The organism is Streptomyces sp. NP-1717 (genome assembly GCF_022695985.1).
GTDB lineage: Bacteria > Actinomycetota > Actinomycetes > Streptomycetales > Streptomycetaceae > Streptomyces.
The window spans coordinates 1-25,280 of the sequence record NZ_JAAPBF010000097.1 but is presented as its reverse complement, the minus strand read 5'-3'; the positions used below and the strand labels follow the sequence as shown (position 1 = coordinate 25,280).

Below are 25,280 nucleotides of genomic sequence, written 5' to 3'. Positions count from 1 at the left end.
CTGGTGCCGAGCGCGACGCCCTTGAAGAGTTCGCCGGGTCCGGCGCCGTCCAGCGCGGTGAGTCGGGTGCGTGCCGTCGAGGTGATGGCGGCGAGCTTGGCGGCCACTTCGGGGCGGGCGTTGGACTCGGCGGTGCCGGCGAAGATCGCGACGGTGTTGGCGAGGAGCGCGGCGTGGTCGGCGGCGCGCTCGGTCTTCGCGGACGCGGACGCGGGCGCGGGCGGCGGCCCGGCAGCCCGGGCGCGCAGCGGCGCTGCCACGGCGAGCAGGGCGGACGCGGGCAACATCGTCAGCAGGGTGCGGCGCGAGAGCTGCAAGGGAATGCTCCAAACTCGGCTGACTCGGCCAGAAAGCGCTTGCCGCATCCAAACAACCGGGGTTGTGCATGTCAATGAATCGGGGAAGGGGGTGGATGGGGCGTACGAGGCGTGGAGTCGAGCCGGGAGTGCGCCGGAGACCACTATACACGGCATGTATACGCCGTGTGTAGAGTGTGCGCCATGTCAATCGGACACACCCTCCTCGGGCTTCTCGAATCAGGCCCTCAGCACGGCTACAACCTGAAGCGCGCCTTCGACGACTCCTTCGGCCACGATCGCCCCCTGCACTACGGGCAGGTCTACTCGACCATGTCCCGGCTGCTGAAGAACGGGCTCGTCGAGGTCGACGGGGTGGAGGCCGGCGGGGGTCCCGAGCGCAAGCGGTACGCGATCACCGAAGCCGGCATCACCGACGTCGAGCGCTGGCTCGCGCAGCCGGAGAAGCCGGAGCCGTATCTCCAGTCGACCCTCTACACGAAAGTCGTCATCTCGCTGCTCACCGGCCGCAGCGCCGCCGACCTGCTCGACACGCAGCGGGCCGAGCATCTGCGGCTGATGCGCGTCCTGACCGAGCGCAAGCGGCACGGCGACCTCTCCGACCAGCTCATCTGCGACCACGCGCTGTTCCATCTGGAGGCGGATCTGCGCTGGCTGGAGCTGACGGCCGCCCGACTGGACGGGCTCGCCGAGGAGGTACGCCGATGAGCGCCGCGTCCGGGTCCTCGTCGTCCTCGTCGTCCGGGTCGTCGTCCGGATCCTCTTCCGCGTCCCGCGCCCCCGGCACCCCGGCGGCCCCCGAAGGCTCGCTGCTCACCGCGTACGACCTGCGCAAGTCGTACGGCGCCACCCCCGCCCTCGACGGCGCCTCCTTCTCCATCCACGCCGGTGAGGTCGTCGCCGTCATGGGCCCGTCGGGATCGGGCAAGTCGACGCTGCTGCACTGCCTCGCCGGCATCGTGGCCACCGACTCCGGGACCATCACCTACCAGGGCCGCGATGTCACGGAGCTGTCCGACAGCGCCCGCAGCACCTTGCGCCGTACGGACTTCGGCTTCGTCTTCCAGTTCGGTCAGCTCGTGCCCGAGCTGACCTGTCTGGAGAACGTGGCGCTGCCGCTGCGCCTGGGCGGCACCCGCCGCAAGGAGGCGGAGCGGATCGCGCTGGAGTGGATGGAGCGGCTGGAGGTCACCGGCGTACGGGCCCAGCGCCCCGGTGAGGTCTCCGGCGGTCAGGGGCAGCGCATCGCCGTCGCCCGCTCGCTGGTCACCTCGCCGCGGGTGCTCTTCGCCGACGAGCCGACCGGGGCGCTCGACTCGCTCAACGGCGAGCGCGTGATGGAGCTGCTGACCGACGCGGCCCGGTCGGCGGGCACGGCCGTCGTCCTGGTGACGCACGAGGTGCGGGTCGCCGCGTACTCCGACCGCGAGGTCGTCGTACGGGACGGGAGGACGCGCGACATGGACCACTACCTCGGTGGCGGACAGGGCGCCGGCGAAGGTCACGGCGCGGGTGGCGGTCGCGGCACAGGTGGCGGACAGGGCGCCGGTGGCGGTCGTGGCGGGGATCGCGGTCCCGGCGGTCACGGCCGTGTGGGGCGCGCGGCATGACGCTCCTCGACCGGGACGCGCCTCCGCTCTCCCCGCCGTCCCGGGCCGCCACTCCCACCGGCGTGCGCGCCTGGGCGCGGGACCTCACGCTCGGCATGCGTTTCGCCGTGTCCGGCGGCCGGGAGGGCTGGGCCCGTACGGCGCTCACCGCGCTCGGAGTCGGCCTCGGCGTCGCGCTGCTCTTCGCCGCCGCCGCCGTACCGCAGCTCCTCGACACGCGCGAGAGCCGCACCCAGGCGCGCGAAACCACCAACGCGAGCTCACAGAAGCCCGGCGAGGGCATCACGGACAGCACCTTCCTCTGGGCCGAGGCAAGCACCGAATACCGCGGCGACCCCGTGACCGGCCTGCTGCTGCGTCCGGAGGGGGCGAACGCGCCGGCGCCGCCGGGTGTCGCGGAGATCCCCGGTCCCGGCGAGATGGTCGTCTCGCCCGCGCTGCGTGAACTGCTCGGGTCGTCCGAAGGCGCGCTGCTGGCGCAGCGGCTGGACGAACGGATCGTCGGCACGGTCGGGGACGCCGGCCTGGTCGACCCCGGCGAACTGCGCTTCTACACCGGCACCTCGACGCTGACCGTCGAGGGCGTCGGCATCCGGTCGGCCGGCTACGGCGTCGACGAGTCCACGCCACCGTTCGATCCGCTGCTGATGGTGCTGGTCATCCTGATGTGCGTGGTGCTGCTGGTACCGGTGGCGATCTTCATCGCCACGGCCGTCCGCTTCGGCGGCGACCGCAGGGACCGCAGGCTCGCGGCGCTCAGGCTGGTGGGGGCCGACGCCAGGACGGTACGGCGGATCGCGGCGGGGGAGACCCTGTTCGGCGCCGTGCTCGGGCTGGCCGTCGGGACGGCCCTCTTTCTGATGCTCCGTCAGGTCGTGGGCCACGTACGGCTCTGGGGGCAGAGTGCCTTCCCCTCCGACGTGACCCCGGTGCCCTCGCTCGCCCTGCTGATCCTGCTCGCGGTGCCGGTCGCCGCCGTCCTGGTCACCCAGTCCGCGCTCGGTTCGGTGGCCATCGAGCCGCTCGGAGTCGTACGGAACACCGGTCTGCGCAAGCGCCGGCTGTGGTGGCGGCTGCTGCTGCCCGTCGTGGGCGTCGCCGTCCTCGCGTCGACCGGGCGCGTGGACGAGATGACGCCGGCGGTCGGACCTTTTCCCATCGTGGTGGGCGCCAGTTGTGTGCTGATCGGGCTCGTCGGGCTGCTGCCCTGGCTGGTCGAAGCGGTCGTCGCACGGCTGCGCGGTGGACCGGTGCCCTGGCAACTGGCCACCCGCAGGCTTCAGTTGAGCAGTGGCACGGCGGCGCGCGCGGTGAGCGGCATCACCGTCGCGGTGGCGGGCGCCATCGCGCTCCAGATGATGTTCGGCGCGATGCAGAAGGACTTCCTCCAGCTCACCGGACAGGACACCGACCGGGCGGACTTCTACGTCACCAGCGAGGTCGGCGGCTCGGAGCTCGCGGAGCGGATGATCCAGGACTTCCGCGAGACCAAGGGGGTCACCAAGGTCATCGGCACGGTCGAGAGCTATGTGGCCGGCACCGGCTCGCCCACGGAGCACGGCTGGCAGCCGATCACCTCCCTGACCATGGGAACCTGCGCCACGCTGAAGGAGATCGCCCGGCTGCCCTCCTGCCGGGACGGGGACGCCTTCGTGGCCCACCTCGACGCCAGGGCCGCCAAGAAGGTCGGCGCGGCCGGGGTGGAGGAGCAGAACGCGCGGACCGACGAGGCCGCCGTGCCCGGCAGGCCGATCGACCTGACCGGCGGCGACGGGGCGAGGACGGGCAGGCCCGCGCTGTGGACGCTGCCCAAGTCGGCCCGCACGGTGGTGACCTTCCCCGATCCGATGGGCGACCTGCACGACGGCATCCTGGTCACCCCGGGCGCCCTCGGCTCCCGCTCCCTGCCGTCGACCACGGTCAGGGCATCGATCAAGATCGACCCGGAGGTGTCCGACGCGGCGGAGTACGTACGCGGCACGGCGGCGGACATCGACCCGACGCTGCGGATCAACGCGCTCGTCGACCTGGAGCGCGACAAGCAGTACGGGAGCGTCCAGACCGGGCTGCTCGTGGGCGGCACCCTCACGATGATGCTGATCGCGGCGAGCATGCTGGTCGCCCAGATCGAGCAACTGCGCGAACGCAGAAGGCTGTTGTCGGTCCTGGTGGCCTTCGGTACGCGGCGCCGGACACTCGCCTGGTCGGTGCTGTGGCAGACCGCCGTGCCGGTCGTGCTGGGCACCGGGCTCGCGATCGCCGGCGGTCTGGTCCTCGGTGACTTCATGCTGGGGATCATCGGGAAGTCGATCGACGACTGGTGGGTCTTCGTCCCGTACGCGGCGGTCGGAGCCGCAGTGATCATGCTGGTGACGGTGGCGAGCCTGCCGTCGCTGTGGCGGATGATGCGGCCGGACGGGCTGCGTACGGAGTGACGCGGCCGAACGGCGGACCCTGATTCGGCGGGCCCTGATCCGGCAGGCCCTAATTCGCTCGACACCCCGGCGGCCGGTTCGGCAGGCTCCGTTCATGGAAGCTCATTTCTGGCCCCCGTACGGCCTGCGGATCACGACCCCGCGCCTAGAACTGCGGCTCCCCGGACTGGAGCGGCTGTCCGAACTGGCGGCGGTCGCCGCCGCCGGGGTGCACGACGAGGACCGGATGCCGTTCTCCGTCCCGTGGACGGACACGAGCCCCGAGGAGCGCGGGCGGGCGACCTTCCGGCATCTGCTCGGCACGGTGGCCGCCTGGACCCCGCGCGACTGGACGCTGAGCCTCGCCGTCAGCTGCGAGGGCACGGTCGTCGGACGCCAGGACCTGGGCGCGACGGACTTCGCGGTGACCGGCGAGGCGCACACCGGCTCGTGGCTGGGGCAGGCGCACCAGGGTCGCGGCATCGGTACGGAGATGCGGGCGGCCGTGCTGCACCTGGCGTTCGAGGGCCTGGGGGCGCGGTATCTGACGTCGTCGGCGATGACCGACAACGCACGGTCCCTGCGCGTGTCGGAGAAGCTCGGCTACCGTCCGGACGGACTGGCGACAGAGGCGGTGCAGGGTGCGGCCCGTACCCAGCGGCGGCTGCGCCTGGACCGCGAGGGGTGGCAGGCGCACCGTACCGTCCCCGTCGAACTGCACGGTCTGGAGCCGTCGTTGGCGCTCTTCGGGGTGTGAGACCCCCCGGGCCGCGCGGGCGGGTGGACGGGCGAGCGGGCGCGTGGCGGGCGGGTGCGGACCGGCCGTACCCGCGGGCCCGGCTCCTGCCCAGCCGCTCCCCCGAAGCCTCACCAAATATTCATGAACGGCCTAATCCACCTGCTTCCGGGTCGAGTGCGTACAACGCGGCAGCCCGATACCTCCTTGACACGCCTATTGGTCTGAGCCAACATCCCGATTGGCCTGTACCAAGTTCAAGGGCGGTTCGCTGAGCCGGCCGAGCGATGCGCCTTCGGAGGACCCGCATGGAGCCGAGCAGCCGCCACGACCGACTGACGCGTCTCGCCGAGACCACGCTCCAACCCGGATTCGTGGGCACGACCGTGCCCGACTGGGTCCGTCGCAGGATCGCGGGCGGCGGTCTCACCTCCGTCGTCCTGTTCGGCCGGAACATCGTCGATCCCGAACAGGTCGCGCGCCTCACCGCCGAACTACGCGCGGAGAACCGCGACCTCATCATCGCCATCGACGAGGAGGCCGGCGACGTCACCCGGCTCGAAGCCTGGACCGGCGCCTCCCGGCCCGGCAATCTCGCGCTCGGCGCCGTGGACGACGTGGATCTGACGGAGTCCGTCGCCCGCGACATCGGGCGCGAACTCCACGCCGCAGGCATCTCCCTCAACTACGCCCCCAGCGCCGACGTCAACTCCAACCCCCTCAACCCCGTCATCGGCGCCCGCTCCTTCGGCGCCCGTACGGACGTGGTCTCCCGGCACACCGCCGCCTGGGTCCGCGGGCTCCAGTCGGCCGGCGTCGCCGCCTGCGCCAAGCACTTCCCCGGCCACGGCGACACCTCGGTCGACTCCCATCACGGTCTGCCGCAGGTCTCGGCGAGTGCCGAGGAGATCGCCGCCACCGCGCTGCCGCCGTTCGTCGCCGCGATGGAGGCGGGCGTACGCGTGGTGATGACCGCGCATCTGCTCGCGCCCGCGTACGACCCCGAACTGCCGGCCACGCTGAGCCCCCGCATCCTCGTGGACCTGCTCCGCGGCGAACTGGGCTTCGACGGCCTGGTGGTGACGGACGGCATCGAGATGAGCGCGGTCACCGCCCGCTACGGCATCGACGGGGCCACCGTACGGGCCGTGAAGGGCGGGGCGGACGCGGTGTGCGTCGGGGGCGAGCACGCCGGGGAGGCCACCTTCGACCTGCTCACGGACGCCCTCGTCCGGGCCGTGGCCGACGGCACGCTGCCCGAGGCGCGGATCAGTGAAGCGGCGGCTCGGGTCGCCGAGTTCGCCGCGTGGTCGGGGAGCCGTACACGCGCCGTGGCCACCGACGACGCGGCGTCCGACATCGGCCTCGTCGCCGCCCGGCGCGCGCTGCGCGTACTGACCGAACAGGGCCGGGAGTCGGTGCTGCCGCTCGTCGGCGCGCCCCATGTGGTGGAGCTGTCGCCGATGATGAATCTGGCTGTCGACGGGCAGACCCCGTGGGGTGTGGCGGCTCCGCTGAGCGATCTGCTGCCCGGCACCACGTCCGTACGGCTGACGGAGGCCGACCTGACGGAGTCGGGCGACCTGCTGGACCGCAAGGGGCTCGACCCGGCGGCGGAGCGCTCGCTCGTGGTCGTGGTGCGTGACGCGGCGCGGCACGGCTGGATGTCGGCGGCGATGGCGCGGCTGCTGGGGAGCCGGCCCGACGCGGTGGTCGTGGAGATGGGCGTTCCGAACGGTGCGGCGCCCGGCGCCGTCCACCTGGTCACGCACGGCGCGACGCGGGTCTCCGGTGTGGCGGCGGCGGAGTTCCTGGCGGGGCGCCGCTGACCGCGGTGAGGGGGCGGGGCGCCGAGTGACGCGGGAGGGCGGACGTCGAGGATTCGGGAGGACCCGGGGTCCGGTCCGGTCCGGGTACGGGTCTGGGTCCGGGGGTCCCTGAATCCTCGACGCCCTTGCCTCAGCGAAGCGTTGAGATGGTGTCACCTATCCGCGCGAGCGGCCGGGTGACCGGTCGGCCGTCACCCGGCCGTGTCCGTCACGACGTTGTCGTACGGCTGCGTGATCACTTCCAGGTAGTGACCCGACGGATCGAGGAAGTACACGCCCCGGCCGCCGTGGTTGTAGTTGATCCGGCCCGGAAGCCCGCCGAGCGGATCGCCGAAGAAATCGACTCCCGCGCCCTTGATCCGCCCGAAGATTCCGTCGAAATCGTCCTCGGGCACGAGGAAGGCGTAATGCTGCGGGGCGATGGACTTCTCGTCGACGGTGGCGAAGTCCAGAGTGACGCCGTTGGCGGTGTCGACCGGAATGAAGGGCCCCCATTCGGTGCCGATCTCCAGATCCAGGATGTTCGCCAGGAATTCGGCGGAAGCCCGGTTGTCGCGGGCGTGCACGATCGTGTGATTCAACTGTACTGATGACACGGTGGAATGCCTCCAGAGGCATCTCACGGGAACCTCCACGCCTCACCCGGCCGGTGACCGACGCGCGATGCCCACCGGGGATCGTAAATGCTCGGTGAGCGTCGATCCAACCTTTAACCGGCGCCGGACGCCGGACGCCGGACGCCGGTCGTCCGGGTGGCCGGGTGCGCCGCTCACTTGGCGTCCGAGTACCGCTCCACCGTCGCCGTCGTGAACGGGAACCGCACCGGCGTCCGCCCGAAGGCGATCCGGCCCGCCAGCTCACCGGCCTCACGGATCGCCACCGCCACATCCGCCGCCTCCTCCCGGGGACAGTGCACGATCACCTCGTCGTGCTGGAAGAAGACCAGCTCCGCCCGCATCCCGGCCGTCGCGCTCCGCAGCGCCGCCAGCATGAGCAGCGCCCAGTCCGCCGCGCTGCCCTGCACCACGAAGTTCCGCGTGAAGCGGCCACGCGCGCGGGCGTTCGTCGACGCGTACCCCGGCGTGAACTCGCCGTCGCCGGAGACCGCTTCGCCGGACTCCTGCGGGATGCCCGCCTCGCCGCCGCCGTCCTCCGAACCGGCCGCCGGCGGACTCGTCCGGCCCAGCCACGTCCGTACGAGCCGGCCCTCCTCACCCGCCCGCGCCGCGTCGTCGACATACGCGACGGCCTGCGGGAACCGTCTTCGCAGGGCGGCCAGATTCTTCAGGCCGTCGCCCGACGTCTGGCCGTAGATCGCGCCCAGCAGCGCGAGCTTCGCCTGCGCCCGGTCGCCGGAGAACGCGCGGTCCGACAGCACCTTGTACAGATCGTCGTCATGCCCGGCGACCTCCATCAGCCCCCGGTCGCGCGAGATCGCGGCGAGGACGCGCGGCTCCATCTGGTCGGCGTCCGCCACGACCAGCCGCCAGCCCTCGTCGGCGACGACCGCCCCCCGTATCACGCGCGGGATCTGCAGCGCGCCGCCGCCGTTGGTCGTCCAGCGGCCGGAGACCGTACCGCCCGGCAGATATTCCGGGCGGAAGCGGCCGTCCCGCACCCAGTCCTGGAGCCAGCTCCAGCCGTGCGCCGTCCAGATGCGGTACAGCTTCTTGTACTCGATCAGCGGAGCCACCGCCGGGTGGTCGATCTCCTCCAGCTCCCACCGCCGCGTCGACCTCACCTGGAACCCCGCCCGCGTGAACGCCTTCACCACGTCCGCCGGCAGATCGGGCCGTACGCGCCGCCCGAACGCCTCCGAGACCTGGTCGGCCAGCTCCGCCAGCCGCCGGGGCTCGCCCCCGCCCGCGTACCGCTCGCCCAGCAACTCGTCCAGCAGCGCGCGGTGCACATCCGCCCGCCACGGCAGACCCGCCGCGTGCATCTCGGCGGCCACCAGCATCCCCGCCGACTCCGACGCCGTGAGCAGCCGCATCCGGTCCGGATCACCCGCCGCGTCATGCCTGCGCTGCTGCTCCGCGTACACCTCCAGCAGACCCTCGAACGGCACGTCCGCGCCCGCCTGCGGCTCGAAGAGCGAGGACTGCGCACCCGGCTCGGCGGCACGTGGTGGCGGATCGGGCGGTACGGGTCCGCGCCGCAGCCTCGCCCAGGCGGCGGCGGCCGACCGGGGCTCCCCGAGCCGGCCCTCGTGGCCGAGCAGCAGCAGCTCCGCCGCCTCGATGTCGTAACACCGCTCGACCCGGACCCCGGCGGCCAGCAGCCGGGGCGCCAGCTCGGCGGTGGACCGCCACACCCACCGCGTGACCTCGGGCAGCCGCGCCCTGACCGCCTCGACCAGATCGGGCTCGCGCAGCACCGCACCGGCGGGGCGCGCGTCCGCGCCCAGCGGCACCAGCCAGGCGCCGCCACCCTCCGCCGGGGCCAGAGCCCACCGTCCGATCACGCGTCCGAGTCTGGCAGCAGGGTCTGACAACGGGACGGAAGCGGAACTGACCCGGGCGGAACATTCGAGAGGCGGACGCCGCCGCCCGCGGCGAACATCGAAAGGACGGACACGAATCGGACCCACACGCCCGGACCACGGCACGACTGACACGGAACGCGAAACGCGAAACGGAACACGGAACAGGAAGCACCGGATACACCGGATACGGGCTCGCATCTACGGAGGCTGACATGCAGGCGATCGTTTTCGAGGAGTACGGGGGTCCCGAGGTGCTGCAGCTCAAGGACATCGAGCAGCCGCAACCGGGGCCCGGCCAGATCCGCGCGTCCGTCCGGGCGGCCGGGGTCAATCCCGCCGATGTGAAGATCCGTAAGGGCTGGATGGCGGAGATCTTTCCGACGGAGTTCCCCGCCGTCCCCGGCAGCGAGTTCTCCGGTGTCGTGGACGCGGTCGGCGACGGCGTCATCGGTCTTTCCGTGGGGGACGAGGTGATCGGCTGGTCCATCGACGGCGCCTACGCGCAGTACACGCTGGCCACCAACGTCGTGCCCAAGCCGGCTGGGCTGAGCTGGGACGTGGCGGCGGCGCTGCCGGTGGCCGGCGAGACGGCCCGGCGGGTGCTCGACGACCTGGCCGTCAAGGAGGGCGACACCCTGCTCGTGCACGGCGCCGCAGGATCGGTCGGATCGATGGCCGTCCAGCTCGCGGCGGCGCGCGGAGCGACGGTCGTCGGCACCGCCTCACCGGCCAACCACGACTACGTACGGCTGCTCGGCGCCACCCCGGTGTCGTACGGCGAGGGCCTCGTCGAGCGTGTCCGCACCGTCGCCCCCCAGGGTGTGGACGCGGTCTTCGACACGGCGGGCAAGGGCGCGCTGCCGGACTCGATCACCCTGCGCGGCGGCACGACGGACCGTGTCATCACGATCGCCGACCCGACGGCCGCCGAGCACGGGGTGCCGTTCTCCTCGGGCGGCTCGACGCCCGAGGAGAGCCGCGCGGGCCTCACCGAACAGGCGCGGCTGGCGGCGGAGGGCACGCTGCGTGTCCTGGTCGCACAGACCTACCCGCTGGCCGCCGCGGTCCAGGCCCAGTCCGCGAGCGAGTCGGGCCACACGCGCGGCAAGCTCATCATCAAGCCCTGAGCCGCTTCCGAGCGCGGCCGGTGATCGAGGACGCACCGGCCACCCGCCGGGCCGGGTGAATCCCGCCTCCCCACCCGGCCGGCCCCGCTCACTCCAGCTTGCGGATCACCCGCGCCGGACTGCCGACCGCCAGGACCCCGGCCGGCAGATCCTTCGTGACCACGGCTCCCGCGCCCACCACCGTGTTCTCGCCGATCGTCACTCCGGGGCAGACGATCACGCCGGCGCCGAGCCAGACGTTGTCGCCGATGGTCACGGGCGCCGCCCGCTCCCAGCCCGCCCGGCGGCGCTCGGTGTCCAGTTCGTGGGTCGGCGTGAGCAGTTGGACGTTCGGGCCGATCTGGACGTCGGAGCCCACGGTGATCGGCGCGGGGTCGAGGAAGACCGCGCCGAAGTTGATGAACGTGCGGGCACCGATGCTGATGTACGAGCCGAAGTCGCAGTTGAACGGCGGCCGGATCCGGACGCCCTCACCCACCGAGCCGAGCAGCTCGCGCAGGATCCAGTCGCGGCCGTCCGCGTCGGGCATCGGCTCCCCGCCCGTCCCGTTGTACGCGGCGCACAGGCCCTCCCGCCGCCGGGACGCCTCCTCCAGCTCCTCGTCGTCCGGCAGGTACCACTCGCCGGCCAGCATCAGCCGCTTGTTCTCGCCCATGCGGGTGCGTGTCCTCTCGTCGGGGTTCGATTCGCGGGGGTTCCACCACGGTAGGCCGGTACGCCGCATCGTGTGCCGGAACCCCCTGATCCTGTGGACAACCGGGAGACCACGCAGGTCGCGCAGTAGTTCGATACGCACAGCCTGTGGATAACCTGCCTTCTGGGACCATGGACGGCGGTCCGTCGTCACGACGGTCGGGGGCAGGACGATCACGGGGTGAGGGGAGACGGTTCCATGCCGACTGCGCCAGGTACGGTCGACGCCGCGTTCGCCGCCGCGCTCTACGCCGACCCTGCGGCGGACGGCGGCAGAGGGCTGGACACCGGGGCCTCGCTGCTCGCCGCCGACCCGGCGGCCGACACCGAACTGCGCCGCCGGGGCGGAGAGTTCCTGCGCCGGGCCTGGGAGCGGGGCTGGCAGCCGGCCGACGTCGTACGGCTCGTACGGCGCGACCTCGACGAGGCGCACACACTGCTGGCCGCCGAACTGATCACGGCGGAGGCCGTCCGGTACGAACGGGTGGCCCCGCGCTGGGGCGCCCAGCTCACGGAGATCGCGGCGGACCTCGAAGCCGGCCGCAGGTCGGGGACCGCGCCCCGGTCCGCCGACCGCTTCTCGTACGCGACCACCACGCTGGAGCTCTGCCGGCTGCTCGTCGGGCTCCCGGCGATCGAAGCCGTGGGGCCCGTGCCCGGGACGCCCGTCCATCTCCCGGCGGCCGACGGCGAGCCGCGCATGCTCGCCCGGATCCGCGCCCTGCTCGCCAAGGCCGAGGGCACGGACTTCCCCGAGGAGGCCGAGGCGCTGAGCGCCAAGGCCCAGGAGCTGATGGCCCGGCACAGCATCGACGAGGCCCTGCTCGCCGACCCCGCCCACCGCGGCGACGTCCCGGCCGCCTGCCGGATCGGGGTGGACGCTCCGTACGAGACGGCGAAGGCGATCCTGCTCGACGCCGTCGCGTCCGCCAACCGCTGTCAGTCGGTGTGGAACAGCGGTTTCGGCTTCTCCACCGTGGTCGGTTTTGAGCCGGATCTGGAGGTGGTCGAGCTGCTGTACACCTCGCTGCTCGTACAGGGAACCGCGGCGATGACCCGCGCGGAGGCCGCCCAGCGGGCATCCGGCCGCCGGCGGACCAAGACCTTCCGGCAGTCGTTCCTCATGGCGTACGCCCACCGGATCGGCGAACGGCTCGCCGCCGCCGCCGAGCGGGTGACCGCCGACGCGGCGGGCGCGGAGGCGGCCGGTGACGGCGGCGCCACGCGGACGGCGGACGGGGGAGGGCGGCTGCTGCCCGTCCTGGCCGCGCGGGACATGGCCGTAGCCGACCGCGCGGAGCGGATGTTCCCCCGGACGGTGCGGACGAGGGTGCGTGGTGTGACCGACGGCGAGGGCTGGGCGCACGGCACGGCGGCGGCGGACCGGGCCCGCGTACCCGGCGACGGGCGGACCCCTGGCCGCGGGAACGGCGGAGCCGATCCGCACCGAGGGCTCCGCCCCGGAGCCTGACCGCGTCGCGATCGCACTTCACCGGCTCATAAGGAGGGCGCCGGATTCAGCTGAACCCGGCGCCCTCCTTATGAGGAGAAAGCGGTCTCCATCAGGGCACGGGAATGTCCGTCGGCAGCCCCTCGGGCAGCTTGCCCGCTTCCGTCTTGGTGAGGCTGTCCTTCGCGCCGCCCTCCCACGAAAGCACCAGTGTCTTCCCGTCGTTGGAGTCGATCGACCCCATCGTGCGGTCGGTGTTCCCGTCGGCGCACTTGAGCGACAGCATGGGCTCGCCGCCCATCTCCTCGACGTCGCCCTGGCAGACGTGTTCGTCGGCGATGAGCGCGGCCTTGCCCTCCTTGACGGACAGCGCGACGGCCTTGCCCTCCGTCATCCCGGCCCAGGTGCCTTCCAGGCTGTCGGCCGAGGCGCCGTCGGCCGGAGCGGATTCGTCACTGCCGGCGTCCGGTTCGCTCGTGGCGGGCGCGCTGGTGCCCTTGTCCTTGCCGGAGTCGTCACCGCTGTCACTGCCGCCACAGCCGGTGAGAGCGAGCGCGACGACGAGGCCGGCGGCGGCGACGCTGGTGCGTACGATCTTGTGCACGTTCAAAGTCCCCCTTCAGTTCCAAGACCGCGCCAAGCTACCAGGGCGCCCTTCGCGGACCCCGCCGTCGAGTTCCGGACGAGTACCTGAACACTTGGCACCGAAAGGGCTTTCCGTGCGTCTCATTCATCGGGGCGTTCTGTTCGTGAGTCTGTAGTCAAGGGAACACCCCGCGTGCACGTGCATCTGCTCATGCATTGGCATGTGAACACAGCTATGATCCGAGCTAGTTGACACCTGCACCTTGCAACTCGGGGAGCGTCCTGTGCACCACGCGTACAACGGCATGGCGGCCACCGAGCTTGACGGAGTCGTCTGGCAGAAGAGCAGGCACAGCAATTCGCAGGGTTCCTGCGTGGAGTTCGCCAAACTGCCCGGCGGGGGTGTGGCGGTGCGGAATTCACGCCACCCCGAAGGGCCCGCCCTCGTGTACACCCGGGCCGAGATCGTGGCCATGCTGGCGGGTGTGAAGGACGGGGAATTCGATCATCTGACGGCCTGAGGCCCGGATCCCGTCTTCCGGATCAGGCCCCGGCCGCCAAGGGTTCCAAGATCTTCAGGGCTCGCGGAGCCGCCGGGCCGCCGGCCGTCATTCGGCCCGCAGCCGGAACAGCGCCCAGACCACTTTGCCGTGCAGTGAACCGGCGAGCGGGTGCCAGCCCCACGTATCGCTGAACGAGTCCACGAGGAACAGCCCTCTGCCGGACTCCGCGGCGAAATCCTCGTCCGACTCACGGGCCGTGGGACCCGCGTAACTGGGATCGCGTACCGCGCACACCAGACGGGTCGTCCAGCGCATCAGATGAAGCCGTACGGGCGGTTCCTGAGGCTCGCGCGGAGTGTCCGAGGGAAGGGCGTGCCGCAGCGCGTTGGTGACGAGTTCGGAAACCACCAGCGCGACATCGTCGAACCGGTCGTCAAGTTCCCACTGACAGAGTGTCGTACGGGTGAACTGTCGAGCCCCGCGTACCGCTTCGTAGCGGGCGGGCAGAGCGCACGAGGCGGAGCTGGAAACGGCTGCGGGATCGATCGGCGGAAGCCCCTGCCTTAACGGCTCGAGCACGGTCGATCCATTCGTCCCCATGCGAGGCACTCCCCGGGATTCGCGGCCGTAGCGATACTGCGGTGGTACAGCGTCACAACACGTCAAACACGAACGAGCACGCAGGTGCGGCGAGGACCATGGTTCCCAATGCGCAGAGCAGATGCAAGGGCAGATGCACGTGCACGTGCCCGCCTTGGCCCAGTATGTGACGTTCCGGATTATTTCTTCTGTCGACCACTTTCTCGCTCTTCCCAAAGGCTTCCCATTTCTGTAATCGAATGAGTACGGGCTGGTGCGTTTGATGGCACAATCCGGCTCTCAGGGTTCGGGGGTACTCCGAGAGCGTCGAGGGAAAAATAGTGGGAGATGGACCGTAATGGGGAGGGTTGGAGACGTGACCGCAGTCGAACCGGGCGGATCCGTGGTGCGGCGCATACTGCTGGGCTCGCAGCTCAGACGGCTGCGTGAGTCGCGTGGCATCACTCGTGAGGCGGCCGGTTACTCGATCCGCGCGTCCGAGTCCAAGATCAGTCGTATGGAGTTGGGGCGGGTGAGTTTCAAGTCCAGGGACATCGAGGACCTGTTGACGCTCTACGGAGTCGCCGACGAGATGGAGCGAGGGTCCCTGATCGGTCTCGCCCGCGAGGCCAACGTCGCCGGCTGGTGGCAGAGCTTCGGTGACGTACTCCCTGGCTGGTTCCAGACGTACATCGGACTCGAAGGCGCCGCCTCACTGATCCGCATCTACGAAGTCCAGTTCGTGCACGGCCTGTTGCAGACCGAGGCGTACGCGCACGCCGTGGTCCGGCGCGGCATGCCGGGCGCCCCCCAGGCGGAGATCGACCGCCGCGTCGCACTGCGCCAGGAGCGCCAGAAGGTGCTCGTCTCCGAGCGCGCCCCGCGATTCCACGCGGTGCTGGACGAGGCGGCGCTGCGCAGACCGTACGGCGACCGGGCCGTGATGCGCGGTCAGCTGGCACATCTCATCGAGGTCTCCGAGCACCCGACGGTCACGCTCCAGGTGATGCCCTTCAGCTTCGGCGGACACGCGGGCGAGAGCGGCGCCTTCACGATGCTGCGCTTCCCCGAGTCCGACCTCTCCGACCTCGTCTACCTGGAACAGCTCACCAGCGCGCTGTATCTCGACAAGCGGGAGGAAGTCACCCAGTACGAACGGGTGATGACCCGGCTCCACGAGGACAGCCTCGGACCGGCCGAGAGCCGTGACCTGCTGCGGGGTCTGCTGCAACTCTCCTGAACGACCGTGAAGGGCCGAAGCCTTGCGAACAACGGCATCGGACGTTCTCGAAGCCCCTTAACTCTGACTCCGCGTAAGTATGATGACGTGACATCAGTTATCCGGTTCTGAGGTTAGGGATCACATGTCCTTCTTCGCCGAACTCGACCAGCAGTACATCGACGGCGAGTGGCGGCCCGGCAGTGGCTCCTGGGACATCATCGACTTCAACCCCTACAACGGGGAGAAACTGGCGTCGATCGCGGTGGCGACGGCCGACGAGGTGGACCAGGCTTACCAGGCCGCCGAGCGCGCACAGGTCACATGGGCGGACACCAACCCGTACACCAGGCGAGGCGTCTTCGAGCGCGCCCTGCGCATCGTCGAGGACCGCGAGGACGAGATCACCGAGGCGATCATCGCCGAGCTGGGCGGTACGCGCCTGAAGGCGGCGTTCGAGCTGCGACTCGCCAAGGAACTCCTGCGCGAGGCCGTACAGCTCACGCTGCACCCCGAAGGCCGCATCCTGCCCTCACCCGTGGACGGCACGGAGAACCGCGTCCAGCGCGCCCCCGTCGGCGTCATCGGGGTCATCAGCCCCTTCAACTTCCCCTTCCTGCTGTCTCTCAAGTCGGTCGCCCCGGCGCTGGCGCTCGGCAACGCCGTCGTACTGAAGCCGCACCAGAACACACCGGTCTGCGGCGGATCCCTGGTGGCCAAGGTTTTCGAGGACGCGGGCCTGCCCGCCGGACTGCTGAACGTCGTCATCACCGACATCGCCGAGATCGACGACGCGCTGATCGAGCACCCGGTACCGAAGGTCATCTCCTTCAGCGGCTCCGACCGGGTGGGACAGCACGTCGCCGTCGTCTGTGCCAAGAACTTCAAGCGCTCCGTGCTCGACCTCGGCGGGAACAGCGCGCTGATCGTCCTCGCGGACGCCGATGTCGACTACGCGGTCGAGGCCGCGGTCTTCAGCCGCTACGCGTACCAGGGCCCCGTCTGCATGGCGGCGAACCGCATCCTGCTGGCCCGCTCGGTCGAGAAGGAGTTCACCGAGAAGTTCGTCGCGAAGGTCAGGACGCTGACCGTCGGCGACCCGGCCGATCCGAAGACGGTCATAGGCCCGCTCATCAGCTCGCAGCAGGCCGACGCCGTCGGCGCGCTGGTCGACGAGACCATCGAGGCCGGCGCGACCGCGCTGCTGCGCGGCACCGTCGACGGCAACCTGGTCTCGCCGACCGTGCTGACCGGCCTGGCAGCCGACTCACCCGTCCTGACCCAGGAGATACTCGGCCCGGTCGCGATCCTGGTGCCGTTCGACGGAGTGGACGAGGCGGTCAGGATCGCCAACGACACGCGGTGCGGGCTCAGCGGCGCCATACACACCGGGGACGTCGAGCGGGGCGTGCGGGTGGCGCGGCGGATCAACACCGGCATGATCCACATCAACGACGGGACGGGGCACTCCGAGCCGATCGTGCCGTTCGGCGGTGAGAAGCACTCCGGGGCCGAGTGGGTGAACGCCGAGTCGATGGTCGACGCCTTCACGACCCAGAAGTGGATCTCGGTGCAGTACGGGCGCTCACGCTTCCCGTTCTGACCCGGCGCCCGGAGCCACGGTCACCGGACCGCGTCCTGGCCCCTGTCCCGGTCCTCGTCCCGGAGTGACTCCAGCAGCTCGGCGGCCCGCTCCGCGTCGTCGGTGACCTCCGTGCGCTCCGCGGCCGTCAGCTCGACGCCGGCGGCCCTGCCGAGGTAGCCGCGTGCCTCCTCGGTCTCGTTCAGACGCTGGGCGACATCGCCCCGCAGCACCAGCAGCCGGTAGAGCTGCACGGCGGTCGGCGACGCGCCCTCCTTACCGATGCCGTCGTCGCCCTCTCCCGCGCCGTCGTCCGCCTCGGCGGCGTTCCGCAGCGCGCGGTCGAGGATCTTCACCGCCGCGCCCAGGTCCTCCTTGGAGTCCGCGAAGGCCACCGCCAGGTGCAGGGCGCGCGCGTACGGCTCCTTGGGAGGGGGCTGATGGTGTCCGTCGCTCTCCGCGTCGTTCGGCTGCCCGATCCGGATGCTGTTTCCGGCCGGGTCCGTCATGAGGAACTGCCGCACGCCGTACGACATGTCCTTCACCGGTCCGATCCGGGGCAGGCCGCGGGTCGGGATCCTCCCGTACGCCGACTTGAGCCCCGCGCGGAAGGCGCCGTGCAGCCCGTCGACGTCGTCGGTCAGTACGTAGCAGCCGCTGAACGACTCGGTGGGGTCGTACTTCTTCATGCCGAAGAACTGGAGTTCCACGTCGCCCCGCTCGACCACCGCGTACGCGTAGGGGCTCTTCTGTATGAAGGTGACCTCGAAGCCGAGTGCCGAGTAGAAGTCGACTACCGGTTGGATGGTCTGGCAGGGGAGGAGCGGGATGGTCTTCTCTGTCATGACGAGTAGTCTAGTCAAAGTTGAATAGAAGGGTACGGCGATGTCAGCGATCCGGCTGCTGGTGCTCGGCGCGGTGCGTCAGCACGGCCGCGCGCACGGCTATCAGATCCGCAACGACCTGGAGTTCTGGGGCGCGCACGAGTGGTCGAACGCCAAACCGGGCTCGATCTACCACGCGCTCAAGCAGATGGCGAAGCAGGGCGAGCTGCTGGCGCACGAGGTCGCGCCGAGTACGGCCGGCGGTCCGCCTCGTACGGAGTACGAGCTCACGGAGGCCGGGACCGCCGAGTACTTCCGGCTGCTGCGTGAGTCCCTGGTCGAGTACGACCAGAAGATGGACGTGCTGTCGGCGGGCATCGGCTTCATCGTCGATCTGCCGCGCGCGGAGGCCGTCGAGCTGCTGAAGGAGCGGGTGCGGGCGATCGAGACCTGGCGGGCGTCGGTGACGGAGCACTACACGCCGGAGGACGGCCCGGAGCAGCTCGGGCACATCGGCGAGATCATGAACATGTGGATCAGTCAGGCCGACTCCGGGGCCGAGTGGACGCGCGGGTTCATCGAGCGCGTCGAGTCCGGCGCGCATGTCTTCTCGGGTGAGGGTGAGCCGTTCTTCGGGGTGCTCGCCGAGGGTGAGGTGAACCCGTACGCGACGGGTGTCCCGGCCGAGGGTGACGACGACTGACGAGGCGGCCCGACCTCTCTAATCAAGTTTGACTAACCTCTTCGCCGGGGTTTACCTTTCCGCTCGTAGTCAAATTTGACTACATGGTGGAGGGGCTGGAGGCGAAGGCATTGACTGACGCGACGGACGCGATCGTCATGGAAGGTGTGCGCAAGCGGTACGGGGAGAAGGCCGCGCTCGACGGGCTCGACCTGGCGGTGGCGCGCGGCACCGTGCACGGGGTGCTCGGGCCGAACGGAGCGGGCAAGACGACGGCGGTCCGGGTGCTGGCCACGCTGCTGCGCCACGACGAGGGCGAGGTGCGGGTCGCCGGGCATGACGTCCGTACCGAGGCGCGGGAGGTGCGCCGGCGGATCGGGCTGCTCGGCCAGCACGCGGCGGTGGACGAGGAACTGAGCGGGTGGCAGAACCTGGAGATGTTCGGACGCCTCTACCACCTGGGCGCCCGGCGGGCGGCGTCCCGCGCCGGTGAACTGCTGGAGCGCTTCGGGCTCGCCGACACCGGGCGCAAGGCGGTCAAGCGGTACAGCGGGGGCATGCGGCGCAGGCTCGACCTCGCGGCCTCGCTGATCACCGATCCGGCGGTGCTCTTCCTGGACGAGCCGACGACCGGACTCGACCCGCGCGGGCGCGCCGAGGTGTGGGCGTCCGTGCGCTCGCTGGTCGGCGGAGGCACGACCGTCCTGCTGACCACGCAGTATCTGGAGGAGGCCGACCAACTGGCCGACCGGATCTCGGTCGTCGACGAAGGACGCGTGGTCGCCGAAGGGACCCCCGACGAGCTGAAGGCGCGGATCGGCGGCGACCGCATCGACGTAGTCGTGCCGGACGCGGATCAACTGGCCGCGGTGGTAAGGCTGTTCGGTGACGAGGCGACGGTGGACGAGGGCCGCCGGCTGGTCAGCGTGCCCGCCGCGAACCGGATGGCGGCGCTGGCCAGGGCCGTACGGGAACTGGAGGCGGCCGGGATCGAGGCGGAGGACGTGGGGGTGCGCAGGCCGACTCTGGACGAGGTCTTCCTGCGGCTGACGCGACGTACCAAGGAGGCTGTATGAGTACGGCGAACGCCTGGGTGCTCACCGACTGCTGGACGATGACGCGGCGCGAACTGGCCCATTGGCGCAGGCAGCCGGTCCAGGTGGTCATCGGGCTGATCTTCCCGGTGATGCTGCTGCTGATGTTCGGCTACCTGATGGGAGCGGGACGCGGAATCGCCGGGGAGTACATCGGCTTCCTCGTTCCCGGCATGCTCGCGCTGACCATGGCCTTCGGGCTGGAGTCCACGATGCTGGCGGTCACCCAGGATCTGGGCAAGGGGGTCGTCGACCGGTTCCGCTCCATGCCGATGGCGTCCTCCGCCGTGCTGGTCGGCCGGAGCACCGCGGACATGCTCCAGTCGGCTCTGAGTCTGGCGGTGATGATCGGGGTCGGCTTCGCGCTCGGCTGGCGCTGGAACGGCGGAGCCGGCGCGCTGCTGGGGGCCGTGGGGCTGCTGCTCCTGCTGCGTTTCGCGATGCTCTGGCTCGGCATCCAGCTCGCGATGGTGGCGGGCAAACCGGAGATGGTGCAGGCGGTGCAGATCCTGGTCTGGCCGATCGGTTTCTTCTCCAACGCCTTCGCGACACCGGAGTCGATGCCGGGCTGGCTGGGCGCCACGGTCGAGTGGAACCCGATATCGGCGACGGCGACGGCGGTCCGTGATCTGTCGGGGATCCCGGGGCAGCTGAGCGGTTCGTGGGCGGCGGAGAACGCGCATCTGCTCGCGGTGATGTGGCCGGTCGCGCTGATCGCGCTGTTCTTCCCTCTGGCGGTCGGGCGGTTCCGCGGGCTCAGCCGCTGACCGGTTCAGGGGCGGGAACCTTCCCGGGGTTCGCGGTGTATCAGAGGCAGGAACCGCACGCGGCGCGTCGAGCCGCCGCGAACCTCGGGGGGATTTCATGCGCAGGATTTGTACGGGCGCGCGCCGCGCGAAAGGTGGGGGCGGCGCGGCGGGCGCGCGCCGTTCAGTGGTGGAAGGCAGTCGCCCGCGACTTGTCCCGGTCCAAGGGGTGCGGCTGGCGGCGCAGTTCCGGCAGGAGCAGCCGCAGATCGGCGAGCAGCATCGCGGCGAGGTCGGCCGAGAATCCGTTGCGGCACACCACTCGAAGGACGGACAGATCCTCGCGGTTGGCCGGGAAGGTGTAGGCGGGCATGAGCCAGCCGTGCTCCCGGAGCCGCCGCGAGACGTCGAAGACGTCGAAGTTCTTCACGTGGGGCGCGGTGGTGAAGGCGAAGACGGGCAGTTCGTTCCCGTGGGTGAGCAGCCGGAAGTCCTCCATCGCCCCGATCTCGTCGGCGAGCCCGCGGGCCACGTCCCGCGCCGTCTGCTGGACGGCCCGGTAGCCGTCCCTGCCGAGCCGCATGAATGTGTAGTACTGGGCGACGACCTGCGCGCCGGGCCGGGAGAAGTTGAGCGCGAAGGTGGGCATCTCGCCGCCGAGGTAGTTGACGCGGAAGACCAGTTCGTCGGGCAGTTCGGCCGGGGTGCGCCACAGGGCCCAGCCGACGCCCGGGTAGACGAGGCCGTATTTGTGCCCGGAGGTGTTGATCGAGGAGACGCGCGGGAGCCGGAAGTCCCAGACCAGGTCCTCGTCGAGGAAGGGAGCGACCATCGCGCCGGAGGCGCCGTCGACATGGACGGGGATGTCCCAACCGGTGCGCTCCTGGAGCGCGTCGAGGGTGGAGCAGAGCTCGGCGACGGGTTCGTACGAGCCGTCGAAGGTCGAGCCGAGCACGGCGACGACACCGATGGTGTTCTCGTCGCAGAGATCGGCCGCCGCTCCCGGGTCGAGATGGAACCGGTCGCCCTCCATGGGGACGAGCCGGGCCTCGACCTCCCAGAAGTTGCAGAACTTCTCCCAGCACACCTGGACGTTGACGCCCATCACGAGATTGGGCCGGGCGCTGCCCGGATAGCGGTCCCGGTTCTTCATGGACCAACGGCGCTTGAGCGCGAGCCCGGCGAGCATGCAGGCCTCGCTGGAGCCGGTGGTGGAGCAGCCGACGGCGGTGGACGGGTCCGGGGCGTTCCAGAGGTCGGCGAGCATCGTGACGCACCGCCGCTCCAGCTCGGCGGTCCGCGGGTACTCGTCCTTGTCGATCACGTTCTTGTCCCGGCACTCCGCCATCAGCACACCGGCCTGCCGCTCCATCCAGGTGGTGACGAAGGTGGCCAGATTGAGGCGGGAGTTGCCGTCCAGCATCAGCTCGTCGTGGACGAGCTGGTAGGCCGTGGACGGCGGCATGGGGCCGTCGGGCAGCCGGTGCGTGGCCGGCGCGGACGTCATTCCGCCGGTCGGATCGGCCTCCCCGAAGAAGGGGTTGAGCGACAGCCTGAGCCGCTCGGAGTGGTCGTCCGCCGGATCGTCCGCCGGGCCTCGCATGTTGCCCTCGGCGCCCTGCGTGCCGTGTTGGAGTGGCATCGGTTTCCCTGTCTCCCGTGGTCTCTTGACTCAGCTGCCGAGGCCGTCCTTGAGGGCACGGGTGAATTTCACGACCCGTTCGGCCTGGACGCGGACCGCGGTCAGCGTCTGTTCGTTCACCGGGAGGTCGCCCTGCCCGGAGACGTGCGAGGTGCCGTAGGGATTGCCGTCGGCGAACTTCGACGCGTGCGTGTAGCCGGGGGTGACGAGGATGCCGCCGAAGTGGTGGATGGTGTTGTAGAGCGCGAGCAGGGTCGTCTCCTGGCCGCCGTGGGGCGTGGCGGACGCGGTGAAGCCGCTGTAGACCTTGTCGGCGAGCTCTCCCGCCTGCCAGAGGCCGCCGAGGGCGTCCAGGAACTGCTTGAGCTGGGCCGAGACGTTGCCGTAGCGGGTGGGGGAGCCGAAGATCACGGCGTCCGCCCAGCGCATGTCGTCGGCCGTGGCCTCGGTGATGCCGGCGATCGCCTCGATGTTGGCGCCCCAGGCCGGGTTGGAGTCGATCGCCGCCTGCGGAGCGAGTTCGGCGACCTTGCGGAGCCGTACGGTCGCCCCCGCGGCCTCCGCGTCCTCGGCCATGGCCCTGGCCATCGTGGTGAGCGTTCCGGTGGCGGAGTAGAAGACGACGGCGACGTTCACGGGCGTGGGCATGGTGGCTACCTCGGTGGTCGGGCTTCGACGGCAAGGACCTCAGGCGCGACGATACGGACAAAACGGTCGGTCGGCTCGCCGGATGTCCGGCGGGTCCTGCGCGGGGGAGCGGGCGCCGCCCGTCATCGCAGGGATGTGCCGTCCTCGCCGATCTGCATCAGCGGGCGCCCGGTCACCAGCAGCCAGGCGGGCAGTACGGCCACGCACAGCAGGGGAAGGAGGTTCGGGTCCGCGGCGAGTACGGCCGCGGTGAACAGGCTCAGCCATCCCTGCCGGGTGATGGCGAGCAGTACGCCGAGCACACCGCAGACGACCGCCACCGTCGGATGCACGGCGGGTACGAGCGCGTGGGCGAAGAGCCCGAAGGAGACACCGACGAAGATCGCCGGGAAGATCCGCCCGCCCCGGAAGCCGCAGGCCGCCGAGATCACCAGTGCGACCGCCTTCACCCCGCACATGAGCGCGAACTGGCCCGCCGACCAGCCGTCCGGGTCGGACGCGAGGGTCTTCACCTCGTCCAGGCCCTTGAAGAGGGTGAGGTATCCGCCGAGCGCCCCGAGGAGACCGAGGATCAGCCCGCCGAGCGTCAGGGCGAGTACGGGGCGCCCGACGCGGTTGAAGGCCCGGTGGGCGTACGGGAAGGCGTACACGGCGGCCATGCCGAGGGCGGCGGCGACCGGTGTGATGACGATCGCGGCCAGGGCGTCGGTCCAGCGGCCGCCCGAGTGGTTCGGCAGGGACAGGTCGAAGGTCGGGTGGTCGATCAGCACGGCCGTGAGACCGCCGGCCCCGGCGGCGATCAGCGGTCCGAAGAGCTTGTCCCAGAGTGAGCCCGGCCCCGGCCGGCCGGCGAAGGTCTCTGTGAGGACCAGCGCGGCAGCGACCGGGGTGCCGAAGAGCGCCCCGATCGTGCCGGCCGCTGCCAGCGAGAGCCAGAGCTCCGCCGGGGCGGAGGGGGCGACCTTGCGGCCGAGCCAGTAGGCGAGCGCGATGTTGGCCGCGGTGATCGGGTTCTCCGGTCCGAGGCTCACACCGCCGGCCAGCGCCAGACAGGTGGCCAGCAGCAGACCGGGCAGCACGCCGGGCGGCAGCGGGGCGTCGACCAGTCCGGTCGTCGCGGGGTCGGGTCCCGCGTGCCCGGGCACCTGCCGTACGACGAGACCGACCGCGAGGCCGGTCGCCGTGAGGATCACGATCATCCAGAAGGAGGAGTGCCGGCCGATGCCGAGCGCGTCGGGAAGCGTCTTCCAGAGCACGTTCTGGAGCAGCCCGGCCAGCTCGCTCACCCCCAGCAGGACGAGACACGCGACCACACCGACTACCAGTGAGGGGACGATCAGCGGAAGGAGCGTGCGCCCGGACGGTGACGGGGGAGCGGACGGAGTGTCAGTGGCCACGCGCACACCGTAATGTCACAAATGCGGCAAAGCGGTTCCTTGGGAGAGGGCTTGCCGAGTCGATCCGGCCCGGTCCCGACCGGGCCTCGCGTGACGCCGTCCACGCGAACGCCGACCGTCGGCGCGGGCCGGGGACGAAAGGCGCGCTTCACCCCCGTCCGCGCCGATCCCAAGCCGTGGGGGCCGGGTGGAACCTCAGCCAGGGGCGGAGCGTTGATAGCTTTGGGCAGCCGACAATCGCTTGAATGCGATTGGACGACGCTGATGCAGCGACGGCCGATTTCGACGATCGACCGACTATCGACTCAGGAGCCCGGACCTCGTGACAACCCTTGCGCTCGGACCGAGCTGGCTCGACCCGGACTATCTGATCGGGACCTTCGGCCTGATCGGCGTCCTGGTCATCGTGTTCGCCGAATCCGGCCTGCTCATCGGCTTCTTCCTGCCGGGTGACTCACTGCTCTTCACCACCGGACTCCTGGTGACGTCCGGCACGCTCGACAGGCCGCTGTGGCTCGTCTGTGTCCTGATCGTGCTGGCGGCGATCATCGGCGACCAGGTCGGCTATCTCTTCGGCCGCAAGGTCGGCCCCGCGCTCTTCAAGCGCCCGGACTCCAAGTTCTTCAAACAGGAGAACGTGGAGAAAGCACACGAGTTCTTCGAGAAGTACGGCCCCAAGTCGCTCGTGCTGGCCCGTTTCGTGCCCATCGTGCGGACGTTCACGCCGATCATCGCGGGCGTCAGCCGCATGAACTACCGGTCGTTCGTGACGTACAACATCATCGGCGGCGTGCTCTGGGGCGCGGGCGTCACGCTGCTCGGCGCCGCGCTGGGCAAGGTCGAGTTCGTCCACAAGAACATCGAGATGATCCTCATCCTGATCGTGGCGCTCTCGGTGCTGCCGATCGTGATCGAGTTCATGCGGGCCCGCTCCAAGTCCAGGAAGGCCGCCGCGGCGGGGCCCGCCGAGCCCGTCGACCCGGCGCGGCACGCGCCCCACGCGCCGCAGCACACGCAGGTGCCGCAGGACTTCCAGACCCAGCAGCTGCGGGTCACGCGTGACGAGTACGGCGCCCCCCGGCCGTACAGCGCTCCGGAGGACCCCGAGGGCCCGCCGC

At 70.6% G+C, this 25,280-nt stretch carries 22 protein-coding genes and 2 pseudogenes; 14 read left to right on the top strand and 10 right to left on the bottom strand.

What is annotated here, in order from left to right:
• A pseudogene (locus tag GXP76_RS20045) lies at window positions 1-317 on the bottom strand (silent information regulator protein Sir2); the annotation flags it as partial.
• A 183-nt stretch (window positions 318-500) separates the two neighbouring features.
• Between GXP76_RS20045 and GXP76_RS20040 the strand changes: the two are divergent.
• The 5 genes and pseudogenes from GXP76_RS20040 to GXP76_RS20020 all read left to right on the top strand — a co-directional run bounded on the left by GXP76_RS20040 (window position 501) and on the right by GXP76_RS20020 (window position 6,906).
• The gene (locus GXP76_RS20040; RefSeq protein ID WP_242572933.1) at window positions 501-1,025 is read left to right on the top strand and encodes a PadR family transcriptional regulator; all 525 of its coding nucleotides are present in this window, start codon (window positions 501-503) and stop codon (window positions 1,023-1,025) included.
• Window positions 1,026-1,126: 101 nt separating this feature from the next.
• Window positions 1,127-1,786 (top strand): annotated as a pseudogene (locus tag GXP76_RS20035) (ABC transporter ATP-binding protein); the annotation flags it as partial.
• Between the two features lie 137 nt (window positions 1,787-1,923).
• On the top strand, window positions 1,924-4,362 hold the full coding sequence (locus tag GXP76_RS20030; protein WP_242572932.1) for an FtsX-like permease family protein: 2,439 nt from the start codon (window positions 1,924-1,926) through the stop codon (window positions 4,360-4,362).
• 94 nt (window positions 4,363-4,456) lie between these two features.
• Window positions 4,457-5,098: a GNAT family N-acetyltransferase gene (locus GXP76_RS20025; protein WP_242572931.1), complete on the top strand. Its 642-nt coding sequence runs from the start codon at window positions 4,457-4,459 to the stop codon at window positions 5,096-5,098.
• Window positions 5,099-5,385: 287 nt separating this feature from the next.
• Complete coding sequence (locus tag GXP76_RS20020; protein ID WP_242572930.1) at window positions 5,386-6,906, top strand: glycoside hydrolase family 3 protein; 1,521 nt, start codon at window positions 5,386-5,388, stop codon at window positions 6,904-6,906.
• A 191-nt stretch (window positions 6,907-7,097) separates the two neighbouring features.
• Here GXP76_RS20020 and GXP76_RS20015 read toward each other — a convergent pair whose 3' ends face one another.
• Window positions 7,098-7,487, bottom strand: coding sequence for a VOC family protein (locus GXP76_RS20015; RefSeq protein ID WP_242572929.1), 390 nt, complete (start codon window positions 7,485-7,487; stop codon window positions 7,098-7,100).
• Between the two features lie 188 nt (window positions 7,488-7,675).
• Window positions 7,676-9,370 carry a bifunctional 3'-5' exonuclease/DNA polymerase gene (locus GXP76_RS20010; RefSeq protein ID WP_242572928.1) on the bottom strand — a complete coding sequence of 565 codons (1,695 nt, stop codon included), beginning with the start codon at window positions 9,368-9,370 and terminating at the stop codon, window positions 7,676-7,678.
• A 233-nt stretch (window positions 9,371-9,603) separates the two neighbouring features.
• Between GXP76_RS20010 and GXP76_RS20005 the strand changes: the two genes are divergently transcribed.
• On the top strand, window positions 9,604-10,518 hold the full coding sequence (locus tag GXP76_RS20005; protein ID WP_242572927.1) for an NADP-dependent oxidoreductase: 915 nt from the start codon (window positions 9,604-9,606) through the stop codon (window positions 10,516-10,518).
• Between the two features lie 88 nt (window positions 10,519-10,606).
• Here the strand turns inward: GXP76_RS20005 and GXP76_RS20000 are convergent, their stop codons facing one another.
• Window positions 10,607-11,173 carry a sugar O-acetyltransferase gene (locus tag GXP76_RS20000; protein ID WP_242572926.1) on the bottom strand — a complete coding sequence of 189 codons (567 nt, stop codon included), beginning with the start codon at window positions 11,171-11,173 and terminating at the stop codon, window positions 10,607-10,609.
• Between the two features lie 237 nt (window positions 11,174-11,410).
• Between GXP76_RS20000 and GXP76_RS19995 the strand changes: the two genes are divergently transcribed.
• Window positions 11,411-12,682, top strand: a complete 1,272-nt coding sequence (locus tag GXP76_RS19995) for a DUF2786 domain-containing protein (RefSeq protein WP_242572925.1) — start codon at window positions 11,411-11,413, stop codon at window positions 12,680-12,682.
• 91 nt (window positions 12,683-12,773) lie between these two features.
• On the opposite strand, the gene GXP76_RS19990 is transcribed toward GXP76_RS19995, so the two are convergent.
• A complete protein-coding gene (locus tag GXP76_RS19990; protein WP_242572924.1) occupies window positions 12,774-13,265 on the bottom strand; it encodes a hypothetical protein in 492 nt (163 codons plus the stop codon).
• Between the two features lie 265 nt (window positions 13,266-13,530).
• Here GXP76_RS19990 and GXP76_RS19985 point away from each other — a divergent pair, with 265 nt between their 5' ends.
• The gene (locus tag GXP76_RS19985; RefSeq protein ID WP_242572923.1) at window positions 13,531-13,767 is read left to right on the top strand and encodes a DUF397 domain-containing protein; all 237 of its coding nucleotides are present in this window, start codon (window positions 13,531-13,533) and stop codon (window positions 13,765-13,767) included.
• Between the two features lie 87 nt (window positions 13,768-13,854).
• Here GXP76_RS19985 and GXP76_RS19980 read toward each other — a convergent pair whose 3' ends face one another.
• Window positions 13,855-14,349 carry an ATP-binding protein gene (locus GXP76_RS19980; RefSeq protein WP_078075798.1) on the bottom strand — a complete coding sequence of 165 codons (495 nt, stop codon included), beginning with the start codon at window positions 14,347-14,349 and terminating at the stop codon, window positions 13,855-13,857.
• A 337-nt stretch (window positions 14,350-14,686) separates the two neighbouring features.
• Here GXP76_RS19980 and GXP76_RS19975 point away from each other — a divergent pair, with 337 nt between their 5' ends.
• Window positions 14,687-15,568 carry a helix-turn-helix transcriptional regulator gene (locus tag GXP76_RS19975; RefSeq protein ID WP_242572922.1) on the top strand — a complete coding sequence of 294 codons (882 nt, stop codon included), beginning with the start codon at window positions 14,687-14,689 and terminating at the stop codon, window positions 15,566-15,568.
• A gap of 124 nt (window positions 15,569-15,692) precedes the next feature.
• Complete coding sequence (locus GXP76_RS19970; RefSeq protein WP_242572921.1) at window positions 15,693-17,150, top strand: aldehyde dehydrogenase family protein; 1,458 nt, start codon at window positions 15,693-15,695, stop codon at window positions 17,148-17,150.
• A 20-nt stretch (window positions 17,151-17,170) separates the two neighbouring features.
• On the opposite strand, the gene GXP76_RS19965 is transcribed toward GXP76_RS19970, so the two are convergent.
• Window positions 17,171-17,974, bottom strand: a complete 804-nt coding sequence (locus GXP76_RS19965) for a VOC family protein (protein WP_242572920.1) — start codon at window positions 17,972-17,974, stop codon at window positions 17,171-17,173.
• A gap of 40 nt (window positions 17,975-18,014) precedes the next feature.
• Between GXP76_RS19965 and GXP76_RS19960 the strand changes: the two genes are divergently transcribed.
• The 3 genes from GXP76_RS19960 to GXP76_RS19950 all read left to right on the top strand — a co-directional run bounded on the left by GXP76_RS19960 (window position 18,015) and on the right by GXP76_RS19950 (window position 20,496).
• The gene (locus GXP76_RS19960) at window positions 18,015-18,656 is read left to right on the top strand and encodes a PadR family transcriptional regulator (protein ID WP_242572919.1); all 642 of its coding nucleotides are present in this window, start codon (window positions 18,015-18,017) and stop codon (window positions 18,654-18,656) included.
• A gap of 83 nt (window positions 18,657-18,739) precedes the next feature.
• Window positions 18,740-19,711 (top strand): ATP-binding cassette domain-containing protein, encoded by a 972-nt coding sequence (locus tag GXP76_RS19955; protein ID WP_242572918.1) that lies wholly within the window; start codon window positions 18,740-18,742, stop codon window positions 19,709-19,711.
• Entirely contained in the window at window positions 19,708-20,496 is a 789-nt protein-coding gene (locus tag GXP76_RS19950) for an ABC transporter permease (RefSeq protein WP_242572917.1), read from the top strand. Before GXP76_RS19955 ends, GXP76_RS19950 begins: the two co-directional genes overlap by 4 nt.
• 163 nt (window positions 20,497-20,659) lie before the next feature.
• On the opposite strand, the gene GXP76_RS19945 is transcribed toward GXP76_RS19950, so the two are convergent.
• From GXP76_RS19945 to GXP76_RS19935, 3 genes are all read right to left on the bottom strand, one after another.
• Window positions 20,660-22,117: a glutamate decarboxylase gene (locus GXP76_RS19945; protein WP_374361752.1), complete on the bottom strand. Its 1,458-nt coding sequence runs from the start codon at window positions 22,115-22,117 to the stop codon at window positions 20,660-20,662.
• A gap of 30 nt (window positions 22,118-22,147) precedes the next feature.
• A complete protein-coding gene (wrbA, locus tag GXP76_RS19940; protein ID WP_242572916.1) occupies window positions 22,148-22,765 on the bottom strand; it encodes an NAD(P)H:quinone oxidoreductase in 618 nt (205 codons plus the stop codon).
• Between the two features lie 122 nt (window positions 22,766-22,887).
• Window positions 22,888-24,162 carry an ion channel protein gene (locus GXP76_RS19935; RefSeq protein WP_242572915.1) on the bottom strand — a complete coding sequence of 425 codons (1,275 nt, stop codon included), beginning with the start codon at window positions 24,160-24,162 and terminating at the stop codon, window positions 22,888-22,890.
• Between the two features lie 322 nt (window positions 24,163-24,484).
• Here GXP76_RS19935 and GXP76_RS19930 point away from each other — a divergent pair.
• A partial coding sequence (locus GXP76_RS19930; protein WP_242572914.1) for a DedA family protein occupies window positions 24,485-25,280 on the top strand: 796 nt, incomplete at its 3' end.